12 protein-coding genes are annotated in these 12920 nt (G+C 66.9%); 4 read left to right on the top strand and 8 right to left on the bottom strand.

The window, feature by feature from the left end; genetic code table 11:
- Nucleotides 1-170: 170 nt before the first annotated feature.
- Both FHR33_RS19390 and FHR33_RS19385 read left to right on the top strand, forming a co-directional pair.
- On the top strand, nt 171-617 hold the full coding sequence (locus FHR33_RS19390; RefSeq protein WP_183649629.1) for a hypothetical protein: 447 nt from the start codon (nt 171-173) through the stop codon (nt 615-617).
- A gap of 312 nt (nt 618-929) precedes the next feature.
- The gene (locus FHR33_RS19385) at nt 930-2255 is read left to right on the top strand and encodes a DUF1254 domain-containing protein (protein ID WP_183649626.1); all 1326 of its coding nucleotides are present in this window, start codon (nt 930-932) and stop codon (nt 2253-2255) included.
- Nucleotides 2256-2867: 612 nt separating this feature from the next.
- Here the strand turns inward: FHR33_RS19385 and FHR33_RS19380 are convergent.
- The 4 genes from FHR33_RS19380 to FHR33_RS19365 form a co-directional block, all read right to left on the bottom strand.
- Nucleotides 2868-4550 carry a SulP family inorganic anion transporter gene (locus FHR33_RS19380; RefSeq protein WP_183649622.1) on the bottom strand — a complete coding sequence of 561 codons (1683 nt, stop codon included), beginning with the start codon at nt 4548-4550 and terminating at the stop codon, nt 2868-2870.
- A 1110-nt stretch (nt 4551-5660) separates the two neighbouring features.
- Nucleotides 5661-6806, bottom strand: a complete 1146-nt coding sequence (locus tag FHR33_RS19375) for a pentapeptide repeat-containing protein (RefSeq protein WP_183649618.1) — start codon at nt 6804-6806, stop codon at nt 5661-5663.
- Nucleotides 6807-7971: 1165 nt separating this feature from the next.
- Entirely contained in the window at nt 7972-8403 is a 432-nt protein-coding gene (locus FHR33_RS19370; RefSeq protein WP_183649615.1) for a hypothetical protein, read from the bottom strand.
- Between the two features lie 94 nt (nt 8404-8497).
- Nucleotides 8498-9349, bottom strand: coding sequence for a class I SAM-dependent methyltransferase (locus tag FHR33_RS19365; protein ID WP_183649613.1), 852 nt, complete (start codon nt 9347-9349; stop codon nt 8498-8500).
- Nucleotides 9350-9795: 446 nt separating this feature from the next.
- Between FHR33_RS19365 and FHR33_RS19360 the strand changes: the two genes are divergently transcribed.
- Nucleotides 9796-10623, top strand: coding sequence for a class I SAM-dependent methyltransferase (locus FHR33_RS19360; RefSeq protein ID WP_183649611.1), 828 nt, complete (start codon nt 9796-9798; stop codon nt 10621-10623).
- Nucleotides 10624-10657: 34 nt separating this feature from the next.
- Here FHR33_RS19360 and FHR33_RS19355 read toward each other — a convergent pair whose 3' ends face one another.
- Both FHR33_RS19355 and FHR33_RS19350 read right to left on the bottom strand, forming a co-directional pair.
- Nucleotides 10658-11299, bottom strand: a complete 642-nt coding sequence (locus FHR33_RS19355; protein WP_183649609.1) for a hypothetical protein — start codon at nt 11297-11299, stop codon at nt 10658-10660.
- Between the two features lie 26 nt (nt 11300-11325).
- Nucleotides 11326-11832: a hypothetical protein gene (locus tag FHR33_RS19350; protein ID WP_183649607.1), complete on the bottom strand. Its 507-nt coding sequence runs from the start codon at nt 11830-11832 to the stop codon at nt 11326-11328.
- Here FHR33_RS19350 and FHR33_RS53660 point away from each other — a divergent pair.
- Complete coding sequence (locus tag FHR33_RS53660) at nt 11816-12250, top strand: LppU/SCO3897 family protein (RefSeq protein WP_446685800.1); 435 nt, start codon at nt 11816-11818, stop codon at nt 12248-12250. The genes FHR33_RS19350 and FHR33_RS53660 overlap by 17 nt on opposite strands.
- Nucleotides 12251-12321: 71 nt before the next feature.
- On the opposite strand, the gene FHR33_RS49160 is transcribed toward FHR33_RS53660, so the two are convergent.
- The gene (locus FHR33_RS49160) at nt 12322-12480 is read right to left on the bottom strand and encodes a hypothetical protein (protein WP_221241163.1); all 159 of its coding nucleotides are present in this window, start codon (nt 12478-12480) and stop codon (nt 12322-12324) included.
- 214 nt (nt 12481-12694) lie between these two features.
- Entirely contained in the window at nt 12695-12904 is a 210-nt protein-coding gene (locus FHR33_RS49155) for a transposase (RefSeq protein ID WP_221241162.1), read from the bottom strand.
- Between the last annotated feature and the right edge of the window lie 16 nt (nt 12905-12920).

Raw genomic sequence — 12920 nt, 5'->3', positions numbered from 1 at the left:
ATGCGCGCCTGTCGCTGGGAGTCACACAGGCAATGCCGGACGGCGTGCGAGAGAGCTTGGGGTGCAGGTCGGACGCGGTTTACGCTGCTGTTCGAGCCCTTGGCGGTGACACCGGTACGGCGCGAGGAGCCGTCCGCCCTCGGCACAAGAGATCGAAAAGGAGTCCCGCCATGCCTGCCGATCTGCAAGCGCTGCTGCCTCTGGGTGGTGTCCTCCTCGGAACCGCCGCCACTCTCCTCGGCCAGTTGGTGGCCACGAGAGAAACAAAGAGGGAGGCCAAGGCTGCTGCCGAAGCCGCCTTCCGGGAGGAACGCAAGCATGCGATCTTGGAGTTCCTGGACGTCAGTCAACAAGTGGCGACGATCGCAACGCAGCGCCACCTCGGACGCGAGCTGCCCGACGACGTCCAAGCGAAGATCGACCAGATGTGGCTGCGCCAGAGGGTCATAGAGATTGCAGGAAGCCTCACCTTGAGGCGCGCTACCTACGCATTCTCCGAACGCCTGATGGCTGCCACGTGTCGAGATGTCCCGGAGGGTGTGTCTGTACGGGAGTTCCTGGAGGAAGGACGTATCCCGGTCATAGAGGCAGCCCGCGAGGAGTTGGGTTTCGCCTAGCGATCTCTGGTCATGGCTGGTGTCCGGCTGTGCCTTCCGGCCCTGCACATCCGTCCCTGCCCTGGCTCGCGCGAAGCGGGGGGCCGCCGGCGGCCCACCTCGACTCCATCGACGTTCGCGATCACTCGATCGATGCCGTTCCCGCCTCGAAGTCGCGGAGGTCGGCGTGAGCACCCGAATACCCAGACAGGGTGGCCCCGGTGAACGATCCCTTGGCTGATATTTACGCCTTGATGCTTCTACGTCTCTTACGTGGACTAGAGACTGATGGGCGATGCGTAACCAAGCCTCCCCCCTTCTGGAAGGAGCGCCATGGAAGCCGCGAACGAGGATGTCCACGAGAACGCCGTCCAGGCATACATCTACGGTTACCCACTGGTGCTGATGGAGGCCACCAGACATTCCTCGACCAACGTCGAGGCACCCGATCCGGCCGCCCTCAAGGCGCCGATCAACCAGCTCGCGCAGGCGAACGCCCTGCCTGACCCCGGTTTCAAGCTGGTCGTCTCGCCCAACCTCGACACCCTCTACACGGTCGCGTGGCTGGATCTGGCCCAGGAACCCATGGTGCTGCACCTGCCGGACACCCAGGGCCGGTACTACCTCATGCCGATGCTGGACGCCTGGACCAACGTATTCGCCTCACCCGGGACACGGACCACCGGCACCGGCGAGGGCGACTTCGCCATCACCGGCCCGAACTGGAACGGGACGCTGCCGGGCGGCGTCGAACAGCTCAAGTCCCCGACCGACACGGTCTGGATCATCGGCCGCACCCAACTCGACGGCCCCTCCGACCTGCCCGCCGTGCAAGAGCTCGTGGACCAGTACACCCTTCAACCGCTCAGCGCCTACGGACGCGGCACCTATACGCGCCCGCCCGGCAAAGTCGATCCCGGCATCCCGATGACGCCACCGCCGACGCTGGTGGAGCAGATGGATGCCCAGACGTTCTTCTCCCAGATGGCCGCCGCGATGCGGACCAACGCCCCGGCAGCCGCGGACAAGCCCATGGCGGCCACGCTCGCCCAGCTGAACATCCAGCCGGGACAGCCCTTCGACATCGACGCCGTCGATTCGGCCACCGCGCAGGCCCTGCACGCAGCGGTCCCCGCGGCCCAGGAGCGGATCAAGGCCGCCGTCGCCGCGATAGGCCAAGACGTCAACGGCTGGCGAGTCGCCACCAACATGGGCAGCTACGGCACCGACTACCTGCGGCGCGCCGCCACCGCATGGCAAGGACTCGGCGCGAACCTGCCCCAAGACGCCATCTACCCGATCGCCTTCGTCGACGGCCAGGGCCAGCCGCTCAACGGCGCGAACACCTACACCATCCACTTCCCTGCCGGCCAGCTGCCGCCGGCCAAGGCGTTCTGGTCGCTGACGATGTACGACCCCACCGGTTTCCTGGTCGACAATCCGATCAACCGGTACGAGATCGGTCACGTCGCGAAACCAGTCGCCAATCCAGACGGGTCAGTGGATCTCTACATCCAGCACGATGCCCCCGCCGACAAGCAGGACAACTGGCTGCCCGCCCCGGCCGAGGGGTTCAACCTCATCCTGCGCATGTACTGGCCGGAGGAAAGCGTCGTGGACGGCACGTGGGCGCCGCCCCCGATCACCAAGGCCGGCTGACGCCATTCGGACCCTGGCCCGGTCATGACGAGCCGCGAGGCGATGTCGCGCAGGCTCAGGTCCTGCGACGCAGGTGGAGGGCCACGGACGGCACGCTTGCGGGCGGACTCGTGGCCTTCCCATGTGATGAGCCTGCTGAAGCTCGGATCAGTCCTCGGCGCACACGTGACACCGTACGAGTCGGCTTGTTGTGCACATCTACCGCATTCTGCTCCAGAAACGGTGTGAAGTCTGGCGCCTCCATTGACACGCGTCGGGAGGCTCACGGCGATCGACAAATGCCGGAACTGTCGCTCTCTGTGACGAAACTGGTTCGTTTCGGTGTGGAGTGACACGGAGGGTGGCCATGGTCGAGCACGGGCATGTGCGCTGGAAGCGGTTCGCATGGGTGTTCACGCCCGTGCTTGCCGCGGCGTCGCTGCTGGTCGGCGCCACGTCTCGGGGGGCGATCGGCGCCACTTTCGTGGTACCCGGTCGGACGTCCGTCTCGAGGCGGCTTCTGGGAGCTGGCGCCCGTCGTCATGGAGTCGTACTCGCGCCGACAGCGGCAGTGGTTCTGGCGAATAGGCGGGGACGGGCGGAGGTCGGCCACGCGAGTTTCGATGCCAGGTTTCAGGCCTGCCGCATGGCGAGGTAGGCCTCCCTCACGTCGGCGAACGCGTGCAGCCGTTGGGTGACGCCGTCGTGGTAGGGATTGGTCCGTAGGGTCGACAGGACGGAGCCATGCGCCCGGGCCAGCACCAGCGCGCAGCCGAGCGCCTGGAGGTCGGCCGTGAGCTCTGCCAGGGTGTCGGCGGCCGTGGCGTCCAGATAGAACACCGCCTCCGCGTCCATGATCACGCATCGTGGGCGCGGCGCGGTGTCGGTGACCAGGCTGAGCACCCGCTGCCTGATCCGCCGGGCGTTGGCGAAGAACAGCGGCGCGTCGACGCGGTAGATGAGGATCTCTGGATGGGGCGAGGCGCCTTCGGCGATCTCGCGGGGGCTCTGGTGCTCGCCGTAGACGGCGAGCAGGGCGTCGTGTGGACGGGCGGTGCGGCGCAGCAACTGGCCAGTCGACAGGAGCACGGCGACGATCAGGCCCTGGAGCACGCCGAAGGCCAGTACGCCGATGACGGTGACGAGCGTGATCACGCTCTCCGTGCGCCAGCCGTGCCACAGCCGCAGGAAGCCGGTGACGTCGATGAGTCTGGGCGCGCCCGCCATGACGATGGCCGCCAGCACCGCCATCGGGAGCAGAGAGATCAGCGGCCCTCCGCTGACCAGGACGAACATGACGATGCCCGCGATGATGAGCTGGAAGAGCTGGGACTGCGCGCCGGCGCGGGCCGTCATGGTGCGGGCGGTGCTGGCCATGGGAGGAAAGCCGCCGAGCGCGCCGGTGGCGATGCTCGCCGCGCCCAGGGACGCCGTTTCCCTGTTCATGACGATACGACCGCCGACCTCGGTGCCCGTCTGCCGGACAGCGCTGACGGTCTCGATCGAGGCGATCAACGCCATGCCCAGAGCCGGCATCAGCAGCGCCGACACGTCGTCCCAGCTCACCTGAGGCAGCCCGGCGGGTGTGGGCAGGCCGCCGGAGACCGTCCCGACCACGGCCATGCCCCGATCGGCCAGCCCCGCGGCGGCCGAGATCGCGATCGCCGTCAGGCAGACCACCAGGCCGGCTGGCACGCCCGACAGGAAGCGCTTGAGCAGGACGAGCGTGATGAGAGCCCCCACGCCGATCGTCGCGGTCAACGGCTGGGCCTGCTGCAGGTGCGTGACGACGTACCAGAGCTTGGCGATCGGATCGGGATGCGGTGTCGGGATGCCCAGAAGGGGGCCCACCTGCCCCGCCAGCATCTGGATGCCCACGCCCGCGAGGTAGCCCAGCACCACCGGCGAGGACAGGAACTCGGCGATCCCCTGCAGCCGCAGCATCGCTCCCAGCAGGCACCACAGGCCCACCAGTACCGACAGCGCCGCCGTCAGCGCGGCTGCTCGGCCCGGGTCACCGCCCACCCGGTCGTGCACGGCGGTGAAGGCCAGGAGCGCCATGGTCGACGAGGGTCCCACCGCGACGAATCGCGTGGCGGTCAGCAGAGCGAACACGATCGCGGAACCCATGGCGGTGTAGAGCCCGGCGGCCGGGTGCAGGCCGGCCAGGGCGCCGAAGGCCAGGCCCTGTGGCAGCAGGGTCACCGCCATCGACAGGGCGGTCATGACATCAGCGCGTGCCGAGCGCCCCGAATAGTGACGCAACTGGCCGATGAGCGGCATCACGTCCGCCATGGGGGTACGACGCGCATCCATCCGACGACTCCTCACCCGGTTGGAGCAGGAAGTTCATCATGCGTTCAGCGCCGGCCGCCGCTCACCGGACACGCCTGGGTCGCGGCATAAAGCCATCATGCGCATCAGGACAATCTCTACCCGGAGCATCTCTGGGGAGGGAATCATCAGATTCAAGAGACTGATGGCGGTTGGCCATGTTTCATCCGTTTGTCGCGTGGGGGCTTGTCCCGTCGGGGAGACCGTCTTGAGGTGACTTTCGCCGATTGCGAGGACAGGAGAGTGCGATGAGCCGCGCATCAGGCGGGAGGGTCGACCGCCACCCGCCAGGACTCGCCCCATCGCGCACGGTCAGGAGTCATGCTCCAGTTCGAATCGAGGCTTCAGGTGCGAGAACCCGAGTCCGTGAACTCGGGGTCGTACGGAGTCATGAAGTTCGAATCCTGCAGGGGGCACACTCGATCAGCCAGGCCAGACATCGTCTGACCTGACTTTTTACCTTCCTGGCGACTAGCGATCTTGCCGACTGATGACAGCTCAAGACGCCCGGTGTCATTCGCTGCGGGCAGGACGTGACCACGCGGGCAGAGATCATTGACACTGCATGGTGGGCCATCAACCGCACCTGCAAGGGCATCGACCACACCTGGGCGGCGTTGCGCTCGATCCGCGCGGCGGGAGCCCGTCCCAGAGGCGCGCCGCTGAGCCATGGGTATCTCAAGGACATGGCACGAAACACGAACTGGGACTGGGCCGCGGTCGGCTGTATCAAGGCCGCAGTGCGAGAGAGCCCGGACCGGCCTAGCTCGAGGGACCGGCTCGATAGGAAAGCCGAGGCGAGGCTCGAAGACGAGCGTGAGCGGATGGAGGGTTGGGATACGAGCGCAGTTGCTCGACGGCCTTGCCCGTCCAGCGGAGCATGAACGAGACCCGTCCCAGCCCGCGTGGGTGATGTGTTGCAGCTGTTCGGGCCAGTGGTGGACGGACACGTGGGTGATGAAGTCGGGGGTCGCCACCTCGCCCATGAACGTCACCGAGGCCTCATCGCGCGGCTGTAGGCGCGCTTCAGGTCACGCCAGAGTGGCGGAGTTGGCACTATGAGGTTTTGACGATGGTGACGTCATCCGTCACCTACTCGGCTTCGGCCGGTGGGTCGTCCTCGGCGGTCGCCGCCTTGACGGCGAACTCGTCGTAGGTCCTGGGACGGACGGGCGGGAGCGATCGCGGCCGTGCTGGTCTGATCAGGGCGGCGTCGAAGCCGTCGGGCCACGTGGTGGTCTCGTCGAAGACCACCCGTTTCAGCGATGCACCAGTCAGGATGGCGCCGGTCAGCGTGGCGCCCCGGAGGTCGCTGTAGTCCAGGCGGGCACCGCGCAGGTTGGCGTTCCGCAGCTCAGCCCTGCTCAGATCGGTGCCCCGGAGATCGATGCCCTCGGCGATGGCTCCAGTGAGAACGGCGTCACGTAGGTCGGCCTGGTAAAGGATCGCGTCGGCAAGGATCGCCCCCGCCAGCCGCACTCCGGTGAGATCCGCACGAGTCAGATCGGCTCCGACGAAAGAGGCTTCGGTTAGATCACTGAAATGGAGATCCACGTCGCGGAGTCGGGCGGAGGCGAGGTCGGTCTTGGGCAGGACCACGCGGTCGAGGCGGAGCACCTGACCCCGGACGGGGTCCCGGCGGCCGAGGACAGTCATTGCCGCGTGGATGTCAGGGGCGCGCAGCGAGAGGTTGACAGAACTGCCCGGCGCTGTGGTCATCTGACGAGCGTGCTGGATGTCTCGTTCTGGATCGCGGGCTCGGTTTCCTATGAACGCGGAGAGAATTTCCCCGATGGTCCGGCGGTCGGCTGTGGAGGAGCGCGCGATGCGTTCCAGGGCGTAGATTCCGCCCAAGCGGACGTCCACGGCGGTGTCACCCAGATGCGCGATGGCGGCGGCGAAGGACTCGGTAGCCTGCCCGTGGCGACTGAGCTGCAGTTGGCGCCAGGTGAGATAAGCGCCGATCAGGAGTACCAGGCCGCCGACGCCCTGGAGTAGGGCGGTGCGGATGTTGTTTACCGCGGTGGCGTAGTCGGCTGGCGGCTTTGCCGTGCCCAGGTCCCATGCGAGCAGGTAGCGGGGGAGGAAGAAAGCGCCTGCCAAGGTGGCGACGCCCAGGAACGCGGTGAGGATAAAGGGACCAGAGATCCGGTAGCGGGAAGAGCCGACACGCGCAATCTTGTCCGTTCGGATGGGGTGACCAGGAAGAGGGGGTGTGCGGTCTTCGATGCGGCTCATGGACTCACCAGAAATCGGGCTTCAAGGGTTTCCACTGTCGCGCGGAGCAGGGGGACATGCAGGGCCTCCCCGGTCAGTACGCTGTACGGGAGACCGCTGGTGAGGCTGGCGTGTCAGGCGAGGTGTGGTGGGGTCGAGGCGGCTCGTTGTTCGCGGCAACGGGCCGCTTTCGCGTCTGGTGCTCTACCAGCGGCTTCTGTTCCCGGCGACAGTCCGGTTTCTACGGGAGCGGGCGAATACGACTGCGACGCAAGCTGAGTAGGCGAGTACGAAGATGGCGGCAGTGAAGGCGAGCCTGACCCAGCTGAAGACATCATTGGCCAGATCCATGAGCGCCAGCACGAGAACCCTCGCCGCCAGACCGGAGGCCAGCATTGGTGCGTGGCGTTTGACTAACGCCGCTCTTGCGTCTCTGGCCAACACACACCTCCGTTGGGCGCTTTCGAGGACAGGCTAGCTCTCGGTGATGATGTTGGCGAGATCGTCCTATTCGATCGCCTTGTCCGTCCAGCGGAGCGTGCGACGCCGTGGGCTCATGGCAACAGGTCGTGGTCTGTCAGTAAGCAATGCGGACACTGACCGCGACCACGGCGTCTTCCAGATGTTTTGGTTGCGGGCCTGACGTAGAAGTCCATGACACGAGGAGCTCACTGCCAGGCGTGTCCGCATCTTTGATCAGAAAGATGACCACGGGTGGTGCTATATCGGCTCTGGTCCGATCGCCCCATTGAGCGCGGTAGACCGCTCCATCAACGACCACGAGGCGAGCCTCGCTGTTGCTTTCCGGCCCGGTCACAGCCCGATACCCGTCGAGGTGGCGTTCCCAGCCACGCCTGGTAGGACTGACCATCCTGTGGTGGCGAGGAAGGTGGCTGTCTCTTTGAGCTTGTTCCGCTTCTCTTGGTCGGGCTCGTTCTCTGCCGCCGCCAGGAGGCCGTCGACGATCCGGCGGGCGTACAGCTCCGCAGGCCATGCTCCGATCGCCTGTCGTGCGGCTTGCGTCGCACCCCATCCTTGCGGGGGGCCCGTGATCCGCAAGGGCTTTCGAGGGGGGCTTGGAAGATCGCTTCCCGGGCTCAGCGCGATCGTTTCCCGAGAGCCGTATCGGTGCGTTCACGGTTCCCGCGCTGAACACTGCCGCGTGCGGGTTATAAGGTTTGTGGCCTTATGAGGGCAGCCACGAGGGCCACCACGGTAGAACGCAATCGCCTGGGGTGCCCTCGGTAGCCACGTCGTACAAAGTCATCGCTATCGGTCCGGCGATGGAGCCGGCAACGGTGAGAGCCAGCAGAATGACACCTGACCCCATGCGTCCGGCCAGCCAGGGGAGCCGGGCCAGCAGATGGAACGGCTGTGCCACAAGCGCCGACACTACCGAGATCATCGGAAAGATCACTATCCGGCTTAGGGACCAGATGGCGCCGGCGAAGTTCTCTCCGGAGCTCAGGTCGCCCAGGCAATAGAGCTGCGCGCGGGCCACCAGGTGGATATCGAGGAAGGTCCCGAACGTCGCGCACGCTGTTGCGATGATCGCGGAGAGCCCGCATCCGAACGTCCAGTAAACCTCGCGTGCTTCTGGCGTTCGCTGCTCCGTCACGGCGCCATCGAAGCAGACGCATATGCGAGCGATGCGCAGCCTGTGTGCGGATCTGGTGCAGACCTCAACCCGCTGTCGAGCCCGACGCAGTCAGTTAGCGCAGCACGGTCGCGCGAGCCAGGCGGCACAGGTCGGCAGGGCGCAGGCCGTCGGAGCGGCGCCACAGTGCGGGGGCGATGCTGTCGGCCTGCCGTACGTGCTCGGTCGCGCTGAGGCCGTGCTGAACGAGCAGGGCGGACAGGTCGTCCGGGGCGAGGAAGGTCAGCCAGGGCTCGCCGCGCTCGGCGGCGGCGGGGAGGGCGAAGTCCGCGAACGCGGCGCCCCGCTCGTCGCGGAAGGCGGACGGCAGGGCGTATTCCATCACCAGCTCCGTGCCGGGGGCAAGGCGGCCTACGGTGGCCAGGGTGGCGGCGACCGCGTCCCGTGTGAGGTACATGGAGACGCCGAGCCAGCTCACCAGGGCGGGTTTGGACGGGTCGAACCCGGCGGCGCGCAGGCTGGCCATCAGGTCGTCGGTCTCGAAGTCCACGGGGGCGAAGGCCAGGGCGCGCGAGGGCGTGACGCCCGCGGCCGCGAACAGGTCGCGCTTCCACCGCTGGGTGGCGGGATGGTCGACCTCGAAGATCTTGACCTCCGGGCCCGGACGGCAGGCGAAGGTGTCGAGTCCCGCGCCGAGCACCACGTACTGTTCCAGCCCGTCGCGGGCCAGCTCGGCCAGGCGGCGCTCGGTGTAGTGACTGCGGGCCGTCACCTGGGCTCTGGTGCCTGACAGGACGAGGTGGTCGCCGTGGGACCGGTGGTAGCCGATGAACTGCTCGGCGAGCTCGCCGAGCAGAGAGGCGGCGACGGTGTCACGGAAGATGAAGGGCTCTTGGTCCACCACGAGGTGGGCCGCACGGGAGGCCGCCGTGATGAGCGCGGTCTGGCTGGGCTGCGCTGTGTGCATATGTCGCCGTTCCCTTTCCTGGTGCCTGGAACGACGATGCTAAATGCCTATTCATAATGCCCGCGCTCATCATAGCGTATGGAAATTAATTTCGAGTAACTCGCTAATAAATACACCATTACGGTTGGCGTAATCGACAGGATCTTCGGGCGCGGTGACCGCCGTCCACGCGGAGACGTCGCGTCCGGGATGAAGTCGGCCTGAGCGTGCTGCACGTGGCGGTCCGGCGTGGCCGCGGTCACCAAACTGCCGCGCCCCCGCTCGCTACAGAAAGCCAGCCGTGCCAGCTCATGCCGGGCGTGCGATGTCCGCCCTCACGGTCACGGCGAAAGATCCGCTTGTCGGCCTTCGGCCCCGCGCGCTCCGCGCCCCTGCGGTACCGGTGGGACGCCGTCAGGCATGATGACTGTAAGTCAGAACTCGCGTGCGAAGAGTGAGGCGTGTCGATGGACGATGAGGTGCAGGCCAGGTCCGTGATGCTCACCAGCGACTGGATGGCCGTGATCCGGTCGAGGGAGCATGCTCAGGCGGACGCCTATCTGGACGATCCCTGCGCCGCCGCCTTCGTCACCTCGGAGTCCGAGGCGAGCTATGACGAGATCCGCAGCAAGGGGCTGCCGTCGGAGGTGGTGCCGATCAGAGGGCGGCTCGGCGACCTGACGCTGCTCGACTCAGGCGTACGGCAGGCCGTGTGCCTGGGCTCGGGCACCGATTCCCGCGCCTACCGGCTGCCGCTCGACCAGGGCTTCAGCTACTACGAAGTCGACCTGCCGGGTCAGCTCGCCGGCAAGGCGGAGCTGCTCGGCGCGGCCGGGTTCACCGCCAGATGCCGGGTCGAGGTCGTGGAGGCGGACCTGCGCGAGGACGGCTGGACGGTCGCGCTACTCGCCGCGGGCTTCGACCCCGAGCAGCCGGTCCACTGGATCGCGGAGGGGCTGTTCTACTACCTCACGAAGCCGCAGGGGCGGGCGCTGGCCGAGGCCATGAGCGTGCTGTCGGCGCCGGGCTCGTGGCTGACGTTCGACGGGCCGCACGACCGGTTCCTCACCGATCCCGCCCGGCAGGACTTCCTGCGGGAGATGAGCGAGCGTGGCTCGCCGTTCGTCGGCTCGTTCCGCGATCCGGTGGAGTGGCTGGCGCCGTACGGCTGGTCGGCACAGGCGGCGCTGCACGGCGACATCGCCGAGGGCCGCTGCGACTGGCTGCCGCCGCTACCCGAGCGGTTGCGGACCACCATCCAGGACGTCTGGTTCGTCCGCGCCCGTCAGGCCTGACGGAATTCGTGTCGGGACACGGCCTCCCCTTCGGTTACTTCTTGCCCGTGTGGACCTGGCTCGACGGCGGTGGTGTGATCGTGTGGCGGCCGCCCCAACCCTTGTAGACGGTCTCGTTGTGGATCTCGTCGCCCGCCGTGCCCCTCCCGAGCCAATGTCCCTCCGTCAGGTAGGTCGTCACCAACTTGCTGGGCAGGTCGTCGGAGCCCAGGGTGAGCGTGTAGTGGATGAGCTCGTCGCTCTCCTTGCGCACCAGGCTCGCCCGGGCCCAAGGGGAGATCTTCCAGAGCTGTCCGAAGGTGACGGTCCCCTTGTACGTCCGGCCCGACCGCTTTCCCGCGGATATCAGCGCCTTGAGCGTCGCCGGCTCGGTGGCGTGGACGGGCTGGCTGAACGCGCCGCTCAACCCGACCGGCAGCCACTTGTTGATCTTGAGCCAAGGCTTGCCCTCGGGCCCTCTCTCGGCGAACAGGCCGCCCTTCCTGTAGGAGACCTTTCCTACGGTGATGACGCGTTCGTCGACGAAGACGCTGGACATCCCGCCCTCCTTGGCGGCCTTGACGGAGACGTCGGAGGCGGCGAGTCCCGACTTGCCGTACTGGAGCCTTCCCCTGCGGCTCATGACCGTGGTCTTGCCCGAAAGCTGCACGTAGGAGGTGATGTCGGTGAACGTCACGCCCTTGCCGGCGGTGATCCGGCTCTTCAGCGCCGAGACCGGATCGGAGGGGGCGACGACGGCCCTGGGCGGGGGTGGCGATGGAGGCGCCGGCCAGGAGTACGGCGACGACCTGCTTCATGGAGGGATCCTTCGATCGGCGGCGGTGCCAGCCGATTCTGCCGCGCAGTGATCACGATGCCGTCTCGGAGAGGCGCGGCGAGAGGGCGCCACCGCCTTGATCCCGACAGCGTCCAGGGCGGACCGGGAGCGGCGTCATCCCTTCCTGACGATGCTCTTGCCGCGGTCGCTCCGCCGGCGAGATGGGCGATGGCGGTCTCGACGTCGGCCAGCTCGTATTCGGCGGTGACGTCGATGTCGATCCTGCCGTCCGCGACCAGTTCCAGCGCGCGGCGTGCGCTGTCGGCGAGCTGCCCGGTATGGGTCTGGCTGAGCAGGTTGCTGTTGTAGGTGAGCATCGACGCGCCCTGCATCAGCAGCTCGTTGGCCGAGACCGGGACCGGCTCGAAGGTGGCGATGTCGCCGGAGACCACGATCCTGCCGTGCGGTGCCAGGCGGAACCGCCCTCTGAGGCAAGAGGGCGGCAAGCCGAGCTCAGCCCGGAGGGGGCTGGTGATCTTGCCAAGCTTCCGGCCGGACTCGTATATTCCACAAATAACAATCATGTTTTTTGGAGCTCGTTTGATTGCCCGCCTTGCTCTGCTCACATCACTGTTTCTCCTGGTCCTTGCCACCGCCAGCTGCTCCAGAAGTGGATACGGCGCTGAGGAAGGAGAGTGTTTCAAGGATAAGGAGGGGAACTATGAGGTCGTCGACTGCGCATCGCCCGACGCAGACAGGAAAATACTGAAGATCTTGCGAGGCTCGTCGCTCAGCATTACCGACTGCCCCAACGGCACCCACGCCATGCGGGAATACGATGGCGAGGGCCGCTGTATCGGGACGCCATGACAGGTCGGACGACGCGGACCGGGCATTACTTGCCAGCCTCCCGTCGATCACCTTGGACCACGTGCTAGAGGTCACGCGCCGCGCCAGGTCGGGGTGGCGGTGCCGGTCAGGCGTCTGGTCATCACGTCGCTCATCGGCCAGTACACGCGCGAGTCGGAATTGGTGGAGTGATGCTCGTAGTCGCGCACCAGACGGCGGTGCAGCATGAGGGTGCCGTAGGCCTGCTCCACCACCCACCACTTGGGCTGAGGGACGAACCCCCGGTCGGCGGGGTTGCGCCCCGACGATCTCCACCTCCGTGCCGAACCGGGCTCCGTGGGGCACCCCCGCCGCCACGTGCACGCTCTGGGTGTCGAGCACCACCAGGCTCGGGTCGGCTGATCGCCGGTTCTTCTCCCGGCTCTGCCACCGCAGCAGGTCATGGATGCCTGCTCTGTGCCGTCATCACGCCACAGAGGGAAGTCGTAGTAGACCGCGCTGCGCGGCGGCAGATCGTGCGGCAGGAGGTTCCACTAGCAGCCGGCTGCTCTGGTAGAGGATCGCGTTGACGACCCCTCTCATCGCGTACCTGCCCTGATGGCCGCCGACCGACGGGTGCGCGGCCTTCCACGCCGTGATCACCGGCTCGATCAAGGCCCAGCGCTCGTCGGACAAGTCGCTCGATTATGGC

Source organism: Nonomuraea dietziae (genome assembly GCF_014195505.1).
Lineage (GTDB): Bacteria > Actinomycetota > Actinomycetes > Streptosporangiales > Streptosporangiaceae > Nonomuraea > Nonomuraea roseola.
This window is presented reverse-complemented; position numbering and strand designations above follow the sequence as displayed.